16 protein-coding genes are annotated in these 19,262 nt (G+C 35.9%); 5 read left to right on the plus strand and 11 right to left on the minus strand.

Annotated elements, in window-relative coordinates; all coding sequences use genetic code 11:
- Positions 1-47 precede the first annotated feature (47 nt).
- From HHU12_RS19500 to HHU12_RS19525, 6 genes are all read right to left on the minus strand, one after another.
- Complete coding sequence (locus HHU12_RS19500; RefSeq protein ID WP_169658413.1) at positions 48-578, minus strand: gliding motility lipoprotein GldH; 531 nt, start codon at positions 576-578, stop codon at positions 48-50.
- The gene (ricT, locus tag HHU12_RS19505) at positions 571-1,962 is read right to left on the minus strand and encodes a PSP1 domain-containing protein (protein ID WP_169658414.1); all 1,392 of its coding nucleotides are present in this window, start codon (positions 1,960-1,962) and stop codon (positions 571-573) included. Before ricT ends, HHU12_RS19500 begins: the two co-directional genes overlap by 8 nt.
- Before the next feature lie 72 nt (positions 1,963-2,034).
- Positions 2,035-2,496: a pantetheine-phosphate adenylyltransferase gene (coaD, locus tag HHU12_RS19510; RefSeq protein WP_169658415.1), complete on the minus strand. Its 462-nt coding sequence runs from the start codon at positions 2,494-2,496 to the stop codon at positions 2,035-2,037.
- The gene (locus HHU12_RS19515; RefSeq protein WP_169658416.1) at positions 2,493-3,368 is read right to left on the minus strand and encodes a DUF3822 family protein; all 876 of its coding nucleotides are present in this window, start codon (positions 3,366-3,368) and stop codon (positions 2,493-2,495) included. Before HHU12_RS19515 ends, coaD begins: the two co-directional genes overlap by 4 nt.
- A gap of 2 nt (positions 3,369-3,370) precedes the next feature.
- The gene (locus tag HHU12_RS19520; RefSeq protein WP_169658417.1) at positions 3,371-3,982 is read right to left on the minus strand and encodes a hypothetical protein; all 612 of its coding nucleotides are present in this window, start codon (positions 3,980-3,982) and stop codon (positions 3,371-3,373) included.
- A 208-nt stretch (positions 3,983-4,190) separates the two neighbouring features.
- Complete coding sequence (locus HHU12_RS19525; protein WP_169658418.1) at positions 4,191-4,829, minus strand: peptidylprolyl isomerase; 639 nt, start codon at positions 4,827-4,829, stop codon at positions 4,191-4,193.
- A 31-nt stretch (positions 4,830-4,860) separates the two neighbouring features.
- Here HHU12_RS19525 and HHU12_RS19530 point away from each other — a divergent pair, with 31 nt between their 5' ends.
- Positions 4,861-5,310, plus strand: coding sequence for a VanZ family protein (locus HHU12_RS19530; RefSeq protein ID WP_169658419.1), 450 nt, complete (start codon positions 4,861-4,863; stop codon positions 5,308-5,310).
- Positions 5,311-5,348: 38 nt separating this feature from the next.
- Here HHU12_RS19530 and HHU12_RS19535 read toward each other — a convergent pair whose 3' ends face one another.
- Positions 5,349-7,355, minus strand: coding sequence for a glycyl radical enzyme family protein (locus tag HHU12_RS19535; protein WP_169658420.1), 2,007 nt, complete (start codon positions 7,353-7,355; stop codon positions 5,349-5,351).
- A 483-nt stretch (positions 7,356-7,838) separates the two neighbouring features.
- On the opposite strand from HHU12_RS19535, the gene HHU12_RS19540 reads away from it, so the two are divergent.
- Entirely contained in the window at positions 7,839-11,021 is a 3,183-nt protein-coding gene (locus HHU12_RS19540) for a SpoIIE family protein phosphatase (RefSeq protein ID WP_169658421.1), read from the plus strand.
- A 13-nt stretch (positions 11,022-11,034) separates the two neighbouring features.
- Here the strand turns inward: HHU12_RS19540 and HHU12_RS19545 are convergent, their stop codons facing one another.
- The 4 genes from HHU12_RS19545 to HHU12_RS19560 all read right to left on the minus strand — a co-directional run bounded on the left by HHU12_RS19545 (position 11,035) and on the right by HHU12_RS19560 (position 14,312).
- Complete coding sequence (locus HHU12_RS19545; protein WP_169658422.1) at positions 11,035-11,325, minus strand: KTSC domain-containing protein; 291 nt, start codon at positions 11,323-11,325, stop codon at positions 11,035-11,037.
- A 66-nt stretch (positions 11,326-11,391) separates the two neighbouring features.
- Positions 11,392-12,384, minus strand: a complete 993-nt coding sequence (gene rsgA, locus HHU12_RS19550; RefSeq protein WP_169658423.1) for a ribosome small subunit-dependent GTPase A — start codon at positions 12,382-12,384, stop codon at positions 11,392-11,394.
- A gap of 86 nt (positions 12,385-12,470) precedes the next feature.
- Entirely contained in the window at positions 12,471-13,715 is a 1,245-nt protein-coding gene (locus HHU12_RS19555; RefSeq protein WP_169658424.1) for a 3-deoxy-D-manno-octulosonic acid transferase, read from the minus strand.
- 90 nt (positions 13,716-13,805) lie between these two features.
- A complete protein-coding gene (locus HHU12_RS19560) occupies positions 13,806-14,312 on the minus strand; it encodes an RNA polymerase sigma factor (protein WP_169658425.1) in 507 nt (168 codons plus the stop codon).
- Between the two features lie 192 nt (positions 14,313-14,504).
- Here HHU12_RS19560 and HHU12_RS19565 point away from each other — a divergent pair, with 192 nt between their 5' ends.
- From HHU12_RS19565 to HHU12_RS19575, 3 genes are all read left to right on the plus strand, one after another.
- Positions 14,505-15,344: a zinc dependent phospholipase C family protein gene (locus tag HHU12_RS19565; protein WP_169658426.1), complete on the plus strand. Its 840-nt coding sequence runs from the start codon at positions 14,505-14,507 to the stop codon at positions 15,342-15,344.
- Between the two features lie 122 nt (positions 15,345-15,466).
- Positions 15,467-17,485 carry an LruC domain-containing protein gene (locus tag HHU12_RS19570; protein ID WP_169658427.1) on the plus strand — a complete coding sequence of 673 codons (2,019 nt, stop codon included), beginning with the start codon at positions 15,467-15,469 and terminating at the stop codon, positions 17,483-17,485.
- A gap of 149 nt (positions 17,486-17,634) precedes the next feature.
- Positions 17,635-19,200, plus strand: a complete 1,566-nt coding sequence (locus HHU12_RS19575; protein ID WP_169658428.1) for an NFACT RNA binding domain-containing protein — start codon at positions 17,635-17,637, stop codon at positions 19,198-19,200.
- Positions 19,201-19,262 lie beyond the last annotated feature (62 nt).

The raw sequence follows: 19,262 nt of genomic DNA on the forward strand, positions 1-19,262 counted from the left end.
AGTATTTTAAAATACCGGATCTCCTTATTTTTTAATTTTAGAAAAACTTATTTTTTCTCTACTTTCTCTAAGCGGTACCCCACGCCAATAACCCCTGTCAATTCATCAGGTCTCATAAAGTGAGCAATTTGAAAAGTATAATTTCCTTTTTTGGGAAATTTCATGTTTTTCTGCAATGCCACAGGATGTGTATAAATAGCACCTGTACTTGAATTGCCAACTGATCGTTCCACTTTACCGAATGGTTCCCCGGTTTTCACTTCAAATAGTTGACAGTCTTTTATTGTTTCAGTAATTAAAGTGTCCACTTTATCGAGTGTGCCGTTTTCCACTAATGAATATTTGATGTAAATATTCTGGAAAGGGTAATCATTGGTGTTTCTGATGTAGGTAATCAAATTATACTCTGTATTGAGGTCCTCCACATCAAAATTAAAAGATGCAAGAGAATCAACATTCCAGGCTCCATTACCATAATCTACAAACTCTTCGTGTACTAACTGTGAGTCACAAGATGTATTGAATAATGCTAGGATTACACAAAAGAAAGGTAAAACTAATTTAGCAGGATTACTCATTTGTATTGTTAGGTCTTCTACGTTTTCCTCTGAAATTACCTCTTTGAGGTTTTTTATTATTACCGCCTTCTTTTTTAGACTTAGGCTGTTGCTGTTTAGGAGCGTTATTCGGCTTTTTAGCTTCATTCGGCTTCTGATCAGGGTTGTTTCCTTTTTGTCTATTTTGGAAGTTGCCTCTTTTCTTAGCAGGTCCGTTATTTGGCTTTTTACGTGGCTGATTTTTCTGACGGTCATTTGGTTGCTGACCCTTCTTATTTTCAGCATTCTGCTTATTTGGATCCTGCTTGCGCTTTCCTTTATTTTTCTTTTGAGGAATAGGCTGTTTATCTAATACAGAACTTAATTTTTGCTCCTGCATTACAACAGTCTTGTCAATAGTATTTTCCTCCAGTGTTTCAGGGAACTTACCTCTCTCATTCATTTTAGAGACTTCATGTACTCTCTTTGTAGAGATCGCATGCCAAGTTGTTTCACCTTGGAAACTGAACCACATTCTCTTGCGGAAAATATCTACCTTCTGAAGAACTGCTTCGCCCTTCTGTGTCTTTAAGTTTTTATCCAGTAAAGGAATATCTACTAAAGCATCAATATAAGTCTCTAACTCATAGTTCAGACAGCATTTCAAACGCCCGCACTGACCAGATAACTTACTTGGGTTTAATGAAAGGTTTTGGTAACGAGCTGCAGAAGTAGAAACACTTTTGAACTCTGTCAACCACGTAGAACAGCATAACTCTCTACCACAAGAACCAATACCGCCTAGTCTACTAGCTTCCTGTCTCAAACTGATTTGACGCATTTCCACACGAATTTTGAATTCGCTGGCTAACACTTTGATCAGCTGACGGAAATCCACTCTGTCATCTGCAGAGTAGTAGAACGTAGCTTTAGAATTATCGGCTTGGAAATCAACATCAGAGAGCTTCATTTGCAACTCCATGTCTTGAATGATTTCTCTTGTACGGTACAAAGTAGGAATCTCTCTATTTTTCACCATAGCCAGCTTCTCCAAGTCTTTTGGAGTAGCATGACGAAGGATATTCAATAGCTCATCTTCCTCTTCATTGATTCCTTTTTTGATCAATTGAAGCCTTACCAAGTCACCTTGCAAGCTTACATGACCAATATGATGACCGTTGCCAGTATCTACCACAACAGGGTCACCTGTATATAATTCAAGGTGGAAATGATTGATAAAATAACCTTTACGGCCACCTTTGAATTTTATTTCTACTATATTAAAACGCTGCGATGAGGGGAGGTCCATGTCGCCTAGCCAATCGAAAGAATTCAATTTGCTACAGCCTCCAGAACTGCAGTCTCCATTGCTGCCACATCCTGTTGGTACCCCACATGCTCCCGTTGCGCACGATTGACATCCCATATCTATATATTTTTAAGTCTATCTTCCGATAGGTTTGGCAATTTAGCCGAATGCAAAAATGCATCAAAAAAATTAATATTCCGATTCTAATTTGAATGGAACAAATTCGCTAACACTGTGTCCGAATTTATGCAGTTCACGAATAATTGAGGAACTTAAATGAGAAAATTCTGGTGAAGTGTAAATAAAAACAGTGTCAATGCCGTTGACATATCTGTTGGCTTGAGCAATACTGTTTTCGTATTCAAAGTCAGTCGTATTTCTGAGGCCTCTTAATAAAACGCAGGCTCCAAGATCTTTCGCTACTTTCGCTGTAAGCTCTTGATATAAGATGACTCTGATACTTTTATTGTCTTTAAAATAGTCTTCGATCAGTGTTTTCATTTCTTCCGCAGGGAAGAAACGTTTCTTTTTGGTATTGTGGCCAATACCAATGACAACTTCGTCAAATAATTGTGCACCTCTAAGTGCTATATCTTCATGTCCTTTTGTGAAAGGATCAAATGTGCCAGGGAAAAAAGCAATTCTTTTCATCTATATAATTTCATATTGCCTATAATATCAACGGCAGCATGTTGATGAGGCTCTTGATCAAATTGATAAGCGTAAAGTACATCTTTAGGTTTACTTCCAAAAGTGACTTTGCCTATAAATTTTCTTAAGGTATTAATTTCTTCTGCGTCACTGTTCAATTCACCCCAGACAAACAACTCAGTCTCTTTAGCTGACATTTGTAATTCATCAATCACAAAAAGAATGAAATAAAGCATATCCTGAGCGGTTTTATACTTAAAAGTATTCGCAAAAGAAAGGGAGTTGTCTTCATTGATTTTGGTAATGCAGATTGTATCTGTATCAATGTAACAATGCATACCTGCTGCAATGTTACTTACTTCCTGAATAAAGCTGTTTGCATAATGATTGTAAGAAATAGCAGTATTGCTGTACATTTCATTAAACCACTCTTCTAATTCTGAGGGAAGTGCATAAACAACAGAAGCTCCAAAATTAGTAGCATTTTTAAACACTTTGTCTTTTTTGCTGCTAAACTTTGAAGATAATTTCAGAATATTCTGTTCAGTTTCTTCGTCTACCATATCATCAGGCACAAAAGCAAAAGATGATAGTGCAGAAATAATGTTTACATTTTTCCAAAATGCGGCATTAAGGAAAGAATGTTTCTGCACAATATTATGCAGATTTACGATCAGGGCAGTTGCATTCATTGCCGTCTCGTATGAATAAGATTCAAGAGCTAAACACTCGTTGTTTTCAGGGTCGTATACTCCTATAACAAGACAGCTTTGATGTATTCTCAAATGCAAGCTGTATTCAGCTAGTCGAGCTACATCAAAGCTGTTTGAATGTACGGAGTATCTGACTGATTCTAATAGCAGATCTTCCAATATTATTCCCAGTTACCTGCAGTAGTTGCTTCGTCTGTTGAACCAAACTTAAGAAGTCTTCTAGTAGGTGAAGCATTAGATTCTTTACGTTGTTTATCTAGTGGGAATTTATCCACACATTCAACATAAGAAACCATTGCGTTACCTTTTTTCTTTTCTACTGCAGAAAGTTCAAATTCTTTACCGTCTTTACCGGCGATATATCTTAACTTCGATGCGTCAAAATTACCATATTCCTCAACAGGGAAAATAGATTCTCTTACTTGAGTCGCTCCGATTGTATCATACTCAATACGAACTGAGTCAGTACGTGTGTAGTATAATGGATCGTCTTTCGTACGAGCTTGGATAATTTCTTTCTTTTGAACGTTATAAATAGTGTCACTATCAATGAACATTGCTAACGTATCCCAAGAAGCAGTATATTGCTTGTATCTCAATAAATAAGCTGTCTCCGCATCACGGATCATTTTTAATTGTTTGATCACACGTGCTTCGGACTTCTTAATCTGCTCACTTAACTCAATAGTGTCGAATACGCTATGAAATAACGTGTAGCCTAAATATACTACAACTGGCACCATTAACAAAGTAAGTATTTTTGTTTTTGTCATTTTTCTACAAAGAGTTTGTTGTAATCTTGCTGCGAACTAAATACTAGTCCGAAATGAATTATAAGAAAATAAAATCAATGCAAAACTTTATCGTCAAGATTCAAATCAGACATTGGCAAATTTAATTAGTTTTCGGATAAAAAATAATCTCATTAACCTAAAACTTGTTACTGAATCTTTATAATTCGTGTTTTTTTTACAATAACACCTAAAAAAGGCTCAAATCGTACATTTTCTGAAGATTCTTCCTTTTTTCTTTAACAACTTTTATATTTATTTCTACTCTTTTTAACGGTTTTCCTTCCGTGTTAATTTCCAAATCTGCAATTTTTTCAACCACATCCATGCCTTTTACTACCATTCCGAACACTGTATACTCGCCATCCAAATGATGTGCACCTTCTTTAGATTGCACAATATAGAACTGTGAACCGCTTGAAGATTTGTCGGGGTTGATCTCGTCATTTTGTCTTGCAGCACCCACCATACCATAGTCATGCAACAATGAAGTATCGAATTCACTGTTGACAGTGTAGCCGGGATTACCGATGCCGATTCGAGTAGAATCACCACCTGCTCTTGTGTTAGGATCGCCTCCCTGAATCATAAAACCTTTCAGTACTCTATGGAAAGTCGTACCGTTATAGAACCCGTCTTTAGCAAGCTGGATAAAGTTTTTTTTGTGATCGGGTGTTTTGTCAAATAAAATAATGACAATTTCACCATAGGAGGTTTCGATATGTACAACTTCCTCTTTTCCTTTGATTTTCTTTTTATCCAGAGCAGATGCTGTATTCGTTAAAAAAGAAAATAAAAAAACAAGAATATAAAATGATAATGAACGCATATTTTTGTGCTTGAAAAACATTTTTTTATTTATGGCGAAAATAGACAACAACAACGATATTCTGAAGAAACTTTTATGGTTACTGCCGTCGATTTTATGGTTTTTAGTGACTATCAAGTTATTACTTACTAAAAGTCCAGTGGATGGTAATAGCTTTTTACTCAATTTACCCTATGGTGATAAAATAGGGCACTTCGGTATTTTCGGGATATTGACAGCTGCTTTGATGTTTTCATTTTGTGGAGGGCGATTTTTCAATAATGAAAGAAAGCCAATCATCACTGCAGTATTGATAATTATTTTTTCATGGGGAATACTGACAGAACTATTGCAAGGCTTTTTGCTGGATGCCAGAGAAGGTGATTTCTGGGATTTTCTAGCCGATGCAAGCGCAGGCGTAGTTGGCGTATACTGCTATGAACTGCTTCATAAGATTGTCAATATTGTTCCTATTTATACAAAAATAGAGCACCAATTATAAAAAGGTGCTCTATAGTTTATATCTAAAAGGGAGTAGAATTACAGCTGACAGTGGTCTCCGTCACAGAATTTCTCTGCCTCTACATCTTGTCCTTGTCCTAGATCATTAAAGTTAAGCGGTTTGATGTGCTTCGCTAACTCCTCATATTTGTCTTTAGAAATTTCTTCGTAAGGCATTTGAGGGTAAACCGTATTTCCTAACTCTAATTTTGGTAAGAAACTGATTGACTTCAAGTGGTACTGGAAGTAATTCAAGATTGGTTCAATCTGACTAGCTTCATCTTTCTTGAATGTAACTGTCACAGAAACTTGGTTGTCTGCCCAGTATTTTTGTAAAAATGCAGCTAAGTGAACTTGTTCCCAAATCCCCACTTGGTTTACAGTTCTTACATTGTCGATACTTACCGGAATAGAAACAACCATCGTGTCTGACTCAGAAACACTTGGTTCAACGTGGTAGTTGGCAGCAATACATTTCTCAATCAATGGTGATTTCTTCGATAAACGAATACGACGGATATAGTGATTACTTTCAGGGTAGTGCATACCTGGCGTTACACCTGGCAATAATGATACAGTACCTGAAGGCTTCACTGAAGTTGTTTTTACTGATGGAGTAACACACAACCACTCAGAATAGATTCTATCCCAGTTCTGAATAGTATTGAATCCATCATCACACCAGTCTCTGAACGTATCCAAACCTTGGTTTTCAACAAATTGAGCAATACCAGACATAGAAGTACCAATTCTTCTGTTTCTTAATAATACTCTGTTTGTTTCAGGCCAGTGAGTGTTTGTCAACGTTACCGTTTTGGCATATAAATAAGCGAACTTCAATGTTCTTAAATAATCCTCTTTACTTGTAGCTCTAGTAGGGAATGTCTCTACTAAACAGCAAAGCTCATAAGACTCCAAAGTTTGCTCAGCACAAGGGTTAGTACCCATAGCTCTGTTGTCTTTATTGTCTGGAGCATCGCCCATACGGCCAAACTTACGCATGTTGTCCAACCAGATATAACCAGGCTCACCGTTTACTGCAGATTGAGCGGCAACTTTTTTGTAATCCATACCCACATGAGAGAATACAGAGTTGTTAGAAGACCATCCGTATTCAGAACGGTGCGCTGAAGATCCTTCCATTTGTTGTGTTTCAGGATTCCAACGGTAGTCTTTTAATTTTAAGTACTCATCATCATCTGCTTCACCGAATACAATTTCGGCAGAACGTCTTACGTTACCAGCTACTACACAGCATCCAATCATGTTCATGATATCCACAATATCAGTCACAGTGATGGTAGCATCTTCAGGTCTGCCCCCAAACATTGCACGAATTTGATCGTGAAGTTTTAATAAAGGACCTGCACCTGATGCAACACCGCCAAAACCTTTGATTGGTAAACCAGCTTCTCTAATTTTAGAGTAATCAAACTCCACACTTACTCTTCCTTGGTGGAAGAAAGAGTCCAACAACATTCCAGTACTGTTTACCCATCCTTCTCTGCTGTCAGGAATCACATAAGTTACTTTATCCTCCTTGTTTGGTTGATAAATAGTAACTGTTCCTGCACCTTTTGTATCGAAACCAACACCTACACCTAACATTGACATATCCATAAGGAATTCAAAAGGTTTTGTAGGGTCTGAAGCCATTGTTTCTGTACTTACAAAAGAACAGTTGTTCAAGGCAGCGAATAAGTTTCTTTTCGTAGTAAGTTCTGAACCCATTGCCCAAAGACCACGTCCCGGAGGCAAGAACTTCATGTTGAACATACGGTCAAACATTTCTTGAGCAGAAAGCTGCGCCTTGTTGTCATCCCATCCTAATTGGTACTTTAAGATGTGATTTTTCTGGATCGTATAAGTACCCTCAACGACACGCCTTACAGTTTCCCACCACACTTCGTTTGTTCCGTCGTCTTTTAAGCGGGAATAAGTACGCATATATACCAATTCTCCAAGACCGTTGAAGCCGAATGGAGGTTTAGTAGTTTTGTACTTTTCAAGGAATTCATCGTTCAGAATAAATTTATATGTCATCATTATATTAGAAAAGTTATAGTGCATTGAAACGGCTAAAAATGCACGAGTAAACTGGAATTTATATCACTTGAATAAATTAATAAAATATATCTAAAATTGCACACAAAGGTTAATCGAATATTTGTATTTATTTGTTATTCAACAAATTATGTAATTCTAAATACTTTAAAAGAAAAATTAAGATAATTGAGCTACATCAAAACAAATTAATAGATTTCAATGAATTGTTGTGTTAACAGTCGTCTTAACATGCTCTACAAAATAAGCGAGGTTATTCATGAAAATCAATGTTGCATTTTTAATATTTTATTTTCATGAGATAACTATCTGAAAATAAAAAAAAACTTTCTGTAATATTTATTGTGAAATGATTGATCATTTGTGTAAATTCTATTGTAATAACCAATTAGAAATATTAGCAGATTTTAAATTTTGACCCAAACATCTAAAATCAAAAAATCTTCCAAAAGAAGGTCCTTGCCCATGTGGTGTATCTGTCTGTTGACGGTGTTGAGTAGTTTGTTATATATGCAGACCGTTCATGCACAATGGCAGAAAGTGACTTACAACGAACTGAATGGATTGCAGAACGGTCTTGTAAAGGCAATATGCAGTGATAGTCTCGGTTTTATGTGGATGGCCACTGATGATGGCTTGATCCGTTTTGACGGTACAAATTTCCTGCAGCTTGAGGATGAGTTGCCGAGTTACTATGTGAAAAATGTTTTTACAACTTCGACTGGAAAAACACTAGCTACTACTGACTTGGGGCTTGTACGTGTACATACTATACCTAACAATCCGTCAGTAGAACTTCTAATAAGGGGGGATAACTATGCTTCAGATACGCTGATGTGGTACCCGAAATCTATTTTTGAAAGTATTGACAAAAAAGTGTGGGTTTGTGACAATCATGCTATTTATAAACTGGATTCCTCATTGAAAATTCTTAATAGATATCAATTTTCTGAGAGGGATTTACCTACAAATTTTCAGCGTTCATTTGCAATATTAGAAGATCCGGTTCTGGGAGTATATGCTTTTTCAGAGGCCGGTTACTTGTATAAATACAATTCAGTTCAAGATACTTTTAAAGAGGTGCCTTTACTGGGGACAAATGAAAGGATTAATCACGCCTTCTTTTTTAAAGGTAAGATCATTGTGGCTACTCAGTCAGGTGTGATGGAGATTATTTTAAACAAATACGGAACTGAGATCCTTTCAAAGAAACTGATCATGCCTATTTCTGCTTCTTATATTGAAAAATATAATGATGAAGAATGGATTGCAGGAGCTTGGAATGATGGGGTGTATAAAGTGAGAGTGCTGAAAGATGAGTACTTGCTTGAAAAGATGGATTTTATAAAGCAAAAGGTAGTGTCTTCTGTTTTCATAGATGATTCACAAAATATTTGGCTTGCAACAGACAATGGTGCTATATACTTGAAAGAACAGTATTTCAGTGCGCCTTATCAGAAAAAGGCAAATGGATATATTCAGTCTATCATAGAAGATGACGGAAAAGTAATTTTCACGAATGGCAATACTATTTTCTTCTGTGAGAGTGAAACCAACCACTTATTGGATGAATGGACGATTCCTCAGCAAGATGGTATTGTCTTGAGAATGATAAGGATTGAGGAGGAATATTGGTTTGCGACTAACTTAGGTGATTTTTTAGTGTATTCATTGGAGGGAAAGTTTTTAAGGAAAATAGAATGTTCAGAATATGGAGGAGCGATTTATGATGTGGCGTATTCTCCGAAATATGGACTGTGGTATTTACAGGATCATAGCGGTTTGTATAACCTGCATAGAATGCAATACCCTTCTTCTTACGACAGAAGCAAAGGTGTAGAGGGGAAAATAAATACACTCGAAATCATTGATGGACAGCTTTACCTTGGAGGGAATACGGATGAGGCTTATTTTTATAAGTTTAATGATAAGACACAGAAGTTTGATAATTTAAGCAAGCCTGTTGCGGTGAAAAGAAATGTATCGATAGGCGTGAATGATTTCGTCAAAGATGGTGATGACTTTTATTTTGCTACAAACTTCGGACTTGCAACACATACTGAAGATTCCCTGGTGGAATGTAAAGTGAATAATCTAAATCTGGGTGCTGTAAAGGCTGTTGTCCAAGATCACAGAGATAAAAATGTTTTCTGGCTTACGAATTCAAATGGTATTGTGAGGATTGAGAACTGGAAAGATTTTCTAGTTTTCGATGAAATTTCAGGTTTGCCTAGTAAAACCATGATTTATAGAGGTATACTTTTAAGTGAGCATGATGAAATTTGGGTAGGTACTGCTTCTGGAGTTGGAGTGTCAAAAAAGATAGTCAGTATTCAAGCCACGCCAGCACCTATTTTTACTTCTATAAAAAATTCTATTTTCAATTTCAATAGTCAAGACCGGCCTGAAATCCCTAAATCATCTTATATAGAATTTGAGTTTGCGAGTCTTTCCTATCCCGGCAATTTGATCCAGTATAAAATAAGGTATAACCAAGGTGAATGGAAGAATTTGGGGTGGACAAATAAGTTTATTGTATCCGGATTGAAAACCGGTAAATATACCTTAGAGTTGATGGCAAAACAGACGGGGGAATATCACTGGAGTAAGCCTTCACGGTTTTATTTTGTGGTTTCTGAACGCTGGTATCGAACTTGGTATGGGATTTTAGGGGCGTTCTCTGTATTATTTGGTGGTATTTTCATTGTTTTTAAATTATACGATGAAAAAAATCAACATGATAAAGAGATTCTGGAGAAGCTTGTGAGCGAAAGGACGGAAGAGGTGAAACAGAAGAATAAAATTCTTTCGAACAGGGAGCTGATCCTTAAAAAGCAGGTTTCGAAATTTATGAACCTTAATAACGTGTTGGAGGGTAAACAGAAAGAGATGGAAGAACAGCTGGATTATGCTCACTCATTACAATCTGTCGTTTTACCTTCTACGGAAAAATTGAATAAATACTGCCAGGATTCTTTTGTGCTATTTATTCCGAAGCAAACGGTATCTGGTGATTTTTACTGGGAAAAAACGTTTGAGACCACTGAAGTTGTAATTTCATATTATGTGGTAGGTGATTCAATAGGACACGGTATACCGGGTGTAATCCAATCTATCATAGGATTGAATATGTTGAATCAGGTGGTGCATGATCATAAAGTGAAAACAAATGAAATCTTGGAACAGATGGATGCTAAGCTTTATGAAATTGCAGAAAAAGATCCCACAATGATCGGTATGGATTTAGTTGTACTAAGAGTTACGAAAACTGCTGATGACATAAAAGTAGAGTTTTCTGGAGCGAAAAGACCACTATTTTATATTGAAGAAGGGCAGTTATTTGAAGTAAAAGGTACAAGAAGGGCAATAGGAAATGAGCCTCAGCATGTAAAAGCTAAGGGATTTAAAGTACACGAAATGTCATTTAAGAAAAATACACTTCTGTACCTTACTTCAAACGGATATTATGACCAATTCAACTTTAAAGAGAAAAGAATTGGTATATCAAAATTTAGAGATTTATTGACAGGACTGTCTGATATTAATCAATTAAGCGAACAAAAAAAATGGCTTAACGATTACTATTTAAAATGGAAGGGCAAAGCAGAGCAAATAGATGATATTACAATTCTTGGGTTGAAATTATAGTTGGAAGTAAGTGCTAGTAAGGTATTTTGTCTCCTGAAGAGAAAAGGTTCTTGAAGAAACTGAAAAAAGATTTTTCTTCTTGCTTGTATCTCTTCAACTCTCTCAAAAGAGCTTTCCCTTTAGAACGGGCTGTAATAATCATGTCGAATGAATCAGCAGGAAAGTTTTTGTAAACTCTAGTTTCTCCTGCATGTTTTCCACGCTTATAATTTACTTGAAGCGCTTTTTTTTGTCGGTCATAGATCAAGAATTCGATAAGAGTCGATTCTGGTGTGATAATTTTTTCAACGAGTATTTCTCTCATAATTTGTATAGTTTCAACAGGTATTATCTTCGAAATTTCACAAGATAATAGATTACATTTTTTGTATTATTTTCTGTTATCATCACCTTCTATCATACTTAAGTAACTTAAATATCTAGAGGTAGCAATAATTCCTTCATTCACAAGTTCAAGTACCCTACAATGAGGTTCATGTGTATGAGTACAGTTGTTATATTTGCAGTCATGCATCACATCTCGGATTTCTGGGAAAAAATGACCAATTTCATTCTCTTCAATTCCCATGATACCCAATTCTTTTATACCTGGCGTATCAATTAAATGGCCATTATGATCTTTTAATTCAAACATTTCGGCAAAAGTTGTGGTGTGCTTTCCCTTTTCAGCGTACAACGACACCTCGTCGGTTCTTTGTTGCACATTTGATGCCAATTTGTTAAGAAGAGTAGACTTGCCTACTCCTGAGTGTCCAACAAGCAAAGATGTTTTGTCTTGAATGATAGACTTGATTTCATCTAAGTTGCTGTTTTCCAGTGCAGATATCCTTACGCATTTATAGCCTAAAGGTTCATAAATACTTTTCAATTCATCTAAGTATGCTCTGCTGTCTTCATCTAGCAAATCATCTTTGTTGAATGCGATATAAGTTGGTACATTGTAGGATTCAGCGGCCACCAAAAAGCGGTCGATAAAGCCTAATGAAGTCTTTGGCAAGGCTAGTGTTGCGATGAGAATAGCTTGATCAATATTAGAAGCGATCACGTGTCCATGATATTTTTTTCTAGTTGACTGTCTTAATATAACATTTTTTCTCGGAAGAATATCATGAATGATCACTGTATTTTCAATCTCATCCTCCAAAGAGTATTCAACTAAATCACCAACCGCAATAGGGTTCGTTAATTTCATTCCTTTTAATTTTAACTTGCCTCTCAAGCGTCCTTGATAGCTTTTCTTCGTATCATAATCAATGACAGTGTACCAAAGTCCGGTTGATTTTGTGACCAAGCCTTGAAACTTTTCTACTTCAACCTTTACAACTTGTTTTTTCTTTTTTGATGTACTTTTCTTTTTTGCCATTGAGTGATAAAGAAGGTAAATTAAATTATTTAAATAAGGAACGAATTCAACTTAGAGTGCAAAAATACCTTATTTTATTGAATATTTTACAAGACCCCTTTACAAAAGTCAATGATTTTGTTAGTGCTTCCTAAGTTTTCTTCTACATACTTTTTTGTAATATTTCCAGTTTCTAAACGGTAGTTTTTGTCCTCCATTAGCTGTAGAACTTTTTTGTAACACTCCTCTTCGTTTTGAAGACTGAAAGCACCTTGTCTCTCAGTGAGTTGAATAGCTTCATTAAACTTAGAGTACTCACTTCCGAATATTACTGGAATTCCAAATGTAGCTGGTTCAAGTATGTTGTGAAGTCCTTCTCCAAAAGCACCTCCTACAAATGCAACGTCTGCATATTGATATAACGATGATAACATACCGACATTATCTATGACAAGCAGTTTTTTGTCTTTTATATTCTCTAATGTACTTTTTGAGTAGGTAATTCCTTTTTTTGAAGAGAAAGTGGTGAAAATTTCCTCTATTTTCTTATCCGTTATCTCATGAGGGGCAACGATCAGTTTTAGATTATCAATCTCATTTGCTGTTTTTTTAAGTACCTGAATATCTCTAGGCCAGCTGCTACCTACAACAATCGTGAAGGAATCTTTGCTGAAAGCTTCGGCAATTTCATTAGGTGCGGGCTGATTACATATATCAGCTACCCTGTCAAATCTTGTGTCACCAGCAATTATTTTATTATCGATATTGATGGATGACAGAAGATCAAAGGAATTCTGATCTTGTGTGAAAAAGTAATCGAATTTTTTAAGCATATTCTGCTGAAAACCACCTTGCTTCTTGAAGAAAGCTTGATTGGCTCTGAAAATCGTAGAGAAGGAAACAATATAGGCGTTTGTTTTCTTTAGCTCGGATAAATAGTTATGCCAAAATTCGTATTTCACAAAAAAGGCAATCTTAGGTTGTATAGTTTTTACAAAATTGGAAGTATTGTAGGCTGAATCAATTGGTAAATAGTATACGAAGTCGGCATGCTCGTAATTTTTTTGAACTTCATACCCACTTGGAGAATAAAATGTCAACACTATTAAGTAGTCGGGAAACTGTTGCCTGAATACTTCTATGACAGGTCTTCCTTGTTCGAATTCCCCCAAAGATGCACAATGGAACCAGGCAACAGCTTTAGTGTTATCTGTAAAGTCATCTTTTATTTTTTGAATTAGATTTTTTCTTCCTTCCACAAATAATTTTGCTTTAGGATTGAATAATGCTGCTACACTCATCAAGCCAGAGTAAGCATGTATACCAAGATTATAAAACTCTTCCTTTAACATGATGCAAATTTATACATTTAAATATTGAATCAGCAAAGAGGGTTTTAGTTATTATGGTATAACCATGAAATATCCATTCAGTTCAGATGACTACATTTCATATACTTTCAAGATTTGTTTTAACTCTTTTCTTGCTAAAAAGATTCTATTCTTCACAGTACCGATTGGAATGTTTAAGCGTTCTGAGATTTCATGGTATTTAAATCCTCTGAAATACATTACGAAAGGTCTCTTGTAAATATCTTCCAAATCTTCAATTGCCGCTTGAATATCATCCATTGCAAAGTTGCTATACGCCGCATTTTTTTGCTCAATATTCGTGCTGTTGATGAAATGTAAGTTGTCGGTAGTGTCGATGAAAGTCTTTCTTCTAGATGTCTTTTGATAATCAGTTAAGAAAGTATTTTTCATGATTGTGAAAACCCAAGCCTTTAAGTTAGAGCCTGTTGTGAACTTCTCTTTGTTTGAAAATGCTTTCAACATTGTTTCTTGAATTAGATCTTTAGCGTTGGAATGATCTTTAGTCAACTTCATTGCGAAAGGTTCCAATGAAGGGATTAAAAATTGAATGCGATTGTTAAATTCTACTGCTGTCATGATTTTGTTTAAAGTTTTTGTGATTTGTTTAAACAATTATAGCCGTTAAAATTTTCAAATCAAAATTTTTGTTTAATAAAATCATAAAATGATTAAACAAAAATGAAAATGTATTGATTTTGTCATATTTTGAGGCCTTGTATTAGTGGTGTTTTATGTGGAAATTGAAGGAAAACAAAAGCTTAACGATCTATGCTATTTCAAACACTTACCGTTCTTTTCTGGGGTTTCTACGCCCATGTTACAATCAATACTGAAGCTGTATTAATTCTTCCTCAGGAGTTGTTTCCATTTTATAAAAGTCAATTACAAGAAATTAAAAAAGGAGCCGTACGGCCTGATCAAAGAAGAGGCTTGCTTGAAAGAGAAGGAGGGAAGCATTATATAGATATTGAGCACTATTCTGACTCTATATTGTTGAAAACCATGACTTATGATGAAGCTTTGCTACGTTATGGGGAAGCACATCTTCTGGAAAATGGTGAAGCTCCATGGAATATTATCCGATATTATTATATGCTGAGAAAGGCTTTTGAAGAGAAAAATGAGAAGCTGATCATTAAGTATTCAAGTGAGGTGGGGCATTACATTGCTGACCTTCATGTCCCTTTACATACTACTGAGAATTATAATGGTCAATTGACAGGACAGGTGGGTATACACTCTTTTTGGGAATCTACGTTGCCGGAACACTTTGGGAACTACTATTCTTTTTCAAATCTTGAACCCTATTATATTGAAGATATAGAAGAAACAGTATGGCAAATTATGAGAGAATCTCACGCCTTGGTTGATAAAGTGTTGAAGGATGAGCGTGATATTGTTAAACAACTTCCTGTGAACTCTGGAATGACAATTAAAAGAAGGGGTAGAAGGTTGGAAATACAAGCTTCTGATGAATATGCCAAAGCATACCATGATAAATTAGGCGGTATGGTCGAGCAACGCATGCAATCTGCGGTGCAGAAAATTGCGTCTTTCTGGTATACTTGCTGGATTGATGCTGGACAACCTGACTTATTTGAGGAATAGTGATCATTGAAAAATGATGCATTTTACTTGAATAGTTCAAAGAATTAGAAAATGTTGTTAATATCGAACTTTTTATGATTTACTAGGGGTTATAACTGTATAGTTTTGTTAACCACTCAATCATGAAAAAATTACTCTCACTAATTATGTCTCTCGTTTTCCTATGCGTATCATGTCAGAAGGAAGATGAATCTAATCAAGACGTCCCCTCTGTTGGTGAAGAGGGCTTTGAATCCCTTCAAGTGGATCCGTCATTTGATTACTCGACCAATGCAAACTTCTTATTCTCAGTTCAACAAGAATTTACAGAGTCAAACTTGCCTGTAGAAATCTACACTTCAGAGAATTTTGAGGAAGGAGACCTACTCAGTACAGTTGCTCTAAAGGGCAAAGAGCCATTCACTACAACGTTCAATCTTAACAAAGGGTTGAGCAAGGTGTATGTGAAAGCATTAAAAACGGGGGTGCCTCAGTTTTATGAATTTGATGTGCAGCCAGGACTGAACCGTTTGCTTATCAATGATAAGTCAATTTATGACAATACTATTGAGGAAACAGGCAGTTCGTCATCAAGAACGAATTATAACGGAACACTCCATGACGTTTATGGTGGTTGGAACAGTCAAGGTTTACCTAATTATCTCACTGACCCTGATACAGTACCTCAGGATCTGATTGATGATATTGATGCATCATTACCAGAAAGAAGACCTGTTCCCACTTACAATCCGCAGTATCTAGTGGATGTGAATTATGATACAAAGCTTACGGATTCTTGTGATGTTTGGATCACTTTTGTGCATGAGGGTGCAGGATGGAGAAACTCGCTAGGTTATTACACTTATACAACAGGAAGCCCTCCACAAACAACGGATGATATTGATAGTATCAAAATGGTTTTCCCAAATGTATCTTTCCTGCATTCAGGTGGAGAACTTGAAACGGGGCATAAAGTATATCTAGGGACTTTTGATGAAAATACGTCTATTGGATGGGTTTTGATACCTAATGGCTGGAATGCAAGTACATCTGAAGCGATCTACCGAAATCAAGTAAAGTATAGTAATTACCTGCTGAATAATGATTCTCAAGCAGAATATAAACAGCATATGGTAGCACTGAAAGACGTAGACAGAGAAATTGTTGTTCTAGGTTTTGAAGATATTACACGACCAGGAGGTGATAATGATTTCAACGATTGTATGTTCTACTTGACAAGTAATCCTTTCGCATTTGATTTGACAGATATTGGAGACATTACAATGGCAAATGACTCAGATGGAGATGGAGCATATGATCATGAAGAGGAATATCCACAAGATCCTGACCGTGCATATAATATTTATATCAACAACAAAACAAATTACTCTACTTACGGCTTTGAAGATATGTGGCCTGAAAAGGGTGATTATGATTTTAATGATGTTGTGATTGGTGTGAATTACAAGAAAGTAGTGAATACAAGCTATTATATTAAAGACATCGTAATGAGAAGTGAATTGTATGCGATTGGCGGACATTACCATAATGGTTTTGGTATAGAATTCCCGTTCAATGCGGCAACGGTCAGCTCAATTTCAGGTCAAGTGTTAGATCAGGGAGTAGTTACTGTTGGAGCCAATGGAACTGAAGTTGGTAATACAAATGCTTCAGTTATCTTTTTTGAGGATGCCTATTCTCTGATGTCTTCTAATGATATATTGGTCAACGTGAAACCGACGGGAAGTAACTATGTGACACCTCACCAATTCACAGTAACTATGACAATGAATTCGGGACAAGTTTTGAATTCTTCGTTCTCAGATTATCCTAATCCGTTTATTTTTGTTGATCAAGACAGAGGAAGGGAAGTGCACATGCCAAATCAAGAACCTACGGAATTAGCGAATTCGGCTTACTTTGGAACTTATGATGATGCAACAAATAAACCGGCAGGTTTCTTTTATAAAACATCAGCCAATCATCCATGGGCCATTAATGTTGTAGCAGACAAATTCTATTACCCTTATGAAGGTGTAGAAGTGACAGATGCTTACAATCACTTCAGAAACTGGGGTGAATCGAATGGCCATAATTACCCGGATTGGTATAAGAGCAAGAGCGGGTACAGAAACTCAGACAAAATTTATCAAAGACCATAATAGTTGAAATTTAACCTTTTAAGCCTCAAGCTTCGTGCTTGGGGCTTTTTTTATATCATTTATATGCGTTTTTTTGTAGTGAAAATAAAAAAAAGAAATTAATATAAATCCTATACTGATCTCAGGATTGGGGAGGGATATGCAATACGATGTTCAATAATTATTATTTCCTCAGACAGCTGAGTCAGGCATTAAAAGAAAGATTAGTAGGGATGACCCTTGGGGCTTGTTTTAGCCAAAGTAAAGACGAATTGATGATTGGTTTTTTCAAAGGTGTACAAGAGCAATGGATTAGAGCATCATTGATACCTAATTTTAACTTACTTACATTTCCATTAGATTATCAAAGAAAAAAAGTCAACAGTATTGATCTGTTTAAGGATGCGATTGACCAAGAGGTAGAAGACATTATTCAGTATCATAATGAAAGGGCTTTTCTAGTCAAAATGACTAATGATTGGGGGTTATTATTTAAAATGTATGGCAATAGATCCAATATTCTTTTGATTCATGAGGGAGAAGTGCATTCCGTTTTCCAAAAAAGACACATTGAAGATCAAATCATGGAAATCAACGCTTTGGATAGGGAAATTGATCAATCTAAAGAAGCGTTTTTTGATGGAGGAATAAAAGCTACCTATCCTACTTTAGGCCCTGAAGCGAATGCTTATTTGGAGTCTCAAGGTTTTAATGATGTCTCTCCTGATGAACAATGGACAAGACTTTCTGATTTGGTGAAAAAGCTGGAATCTCCTCGTTATTTTGTTGAAGAAAAAAACGAGCAAGTGCAGTTTTTATTATTTCAATTGGAAGATGCGGAGACATTATTAGAGTCTGACCACCCTATTGAAGCAGCCAACGAATTTTACTATAGATTTTCCAAAAGATATTTTGTTGAAAGAGAGAAAGGGCCTCTTTTAAAAGAAATAGATAAACGATTGAAGCAGTCGAGAAGCTACCTGAAAAAGCATTATGCAAGGTATGAGGAACTGACTGAAAATGCTCGTTTTGAGGAGATAGCCAATATCATTATGGCTAACCTTCATAATATTCCTCCAAGATCTAAAAAGGTGACTTTATTTGATTTTTATAATGAAGAGGACATTAAAATCAAATTGAATGAATTGCTTACTCCACAGAAAAATGCGGAAACGTATTATCGCAAAGCGAAAAATCAAAAACTGGAAGTAAGCAATCTCGAAAGAAATATTCAGCAGAAAGAGAATGAAATGGAGGAGCTGAAGGTGCACCGTGATGCATTGGATGAATTTGAGATGGTGAGAGAAATCAGAAAATACATCAAAGCACACTCATTACAGAAACTGCAGAAAAATGAGCCTGTTTTCCCATTCAGGAAATTTGAATACAAAGGATTTGAGATTTGGGTAGGAAAAAATGCGGTCAATAATGATTTGCTGACACAGCGTTATGCACATAAAAGAGATTTATGGCTACATGCTAGAGATGTGGCAGGGTCGCATGTAGTAGTGAAATGGAAATCTAAACAACCAACTTTCCCTGTGGATGTGATTGAAAAGGCAGCATCTGTAGCAGCCTATTATTCACAAAGAAAAACAGACACACTTTGTCCTGTGATTTACACTCCTAAAAAGTTTGTAAGAAAGAGAAAGGGAGATCCGGCAGGATTGGTTGTAGTGGATAAAGAAAAGGTGGTTTTAATAGAGCCAGCACCTTTTTATGAAGGTTTAAACTAAAAGAATATTAAACTACTCTACAAACGGCGTAATTTTTTTGTCTTAGTACTTACGAAATAGTA

Origin of the sequence: Flammeovirga aprica JL-4, from assembly GCF_012844305.1 — a bacterium.
Lineage (GTDB): Bacteria > Bacteroidota > Bacteroidia > Cytophagales > Flammeovirgaceae > Flammeovirga > Flammeovirga aprica.

Bases quoted from the DNA above. Each gene is read 5' to 3' on its own strand.
- HHU12_RS19525 (WP_169658418.1), bottom strand. From the start codon at position 4,829: ATGCGTTCATTATCATTTTATATTCTTGTTTTTTTATTTTCTTTTTTA.
- HHU12_RS19530 (WP_169658419.1), top strand. From the start codon at position 4,861: ATGGCGAAAATAGACAACAACAACGATATTCTGAAGAAACTTTTATGG.
- HHU12_RS19575 (WP_169658428.1), top strand. From the start codon at position 17,635: ATGTTCAATAATTATTATTTCCTCAGACAGCTGAGTCAGGCATTAAAA.
- HHU12_RS19560 (WP_169658425.1), bottom strand. From the start codon at position 14,312: ATGACAGCAGTAGAATTTAACAATCGCATTCAATTTTTAATCCCTTCA.
- HHU12_RS19540 (WP_169658421.1), top strand. From the start codon at position 7,839: ATGTGGTGTATCTGTCTGTTGACGGTGTTGAGTAGTTTGTTATATATG.
- HHU12_RS19520 (WP_169658417.1), bottom strand. From the start codon at position 3,982: ATGACAAAAACAAAAATACTTACTTTGTTAATGGTGCCAGTTGTAGTA.
- HHU12_RS19500 (WP_169658413.1), bottom strand. From the start codon at position 578: ATGAGTAATCCTGCTAAATTAGTTTTACCTTTCTTTTGTGTAATCCTA.
- HHU12_RS19570 (WP_169658427.1), top strand. From the start codon at position 15,467: ATGAAAAAATTACTCTCACTAATTATGTCTCTCGTTTTCCTATGCGTA.
- HHU12_RS19565 (WP_169658426.1), top strand. From the start codon at position 14,505: ATGCTATTTCAAACACTTACCGTTCTTTTCTGGGGTTTCTACGCCCAT.
- rsgA (WP_169658423.1), bottom strand. From the start codon at position 12,384: ATGGCAAAAAAGAAAAGTACATCAAAAAAGAAAAAACAAGTTGTAAAG.
- HHU12_RS19535 (WP_169658420.1), bottom strand. From the start codon at position 7,355: ATGATGACATATAAATTTATTCTGAACGATGAATTCCTTGAAAAGTAC.
- coaD (WP_169658415.1), bottom strand. From the start codon at position 2,496: ATGAAAAGAATTGCTTTTTTCCCTGGCACATTTGATCCTTTCACAAAA.
- ricT (WP_169658414.1), bottom strand. From the start codon at position 1,962: ATGGGATGTCAATCGTGCGCAACGGGAGCATGTGGGGTACCAACAGGA.
- HHU12_RS19555 (WP_169658424.1), bottom strand. From the start codon at position 13,715: ATGTTAAAGGAAGAGTTTTATAATCTTGGTATACATGCTTACTCTGGC.
- HHU12_RS19545 (WP_169658422.1), bottom strand. From the start codon at position 11,325: ATGAGAGAAATACTCGTTGAAAAAATTATCACACCAGAATCGACTCTT.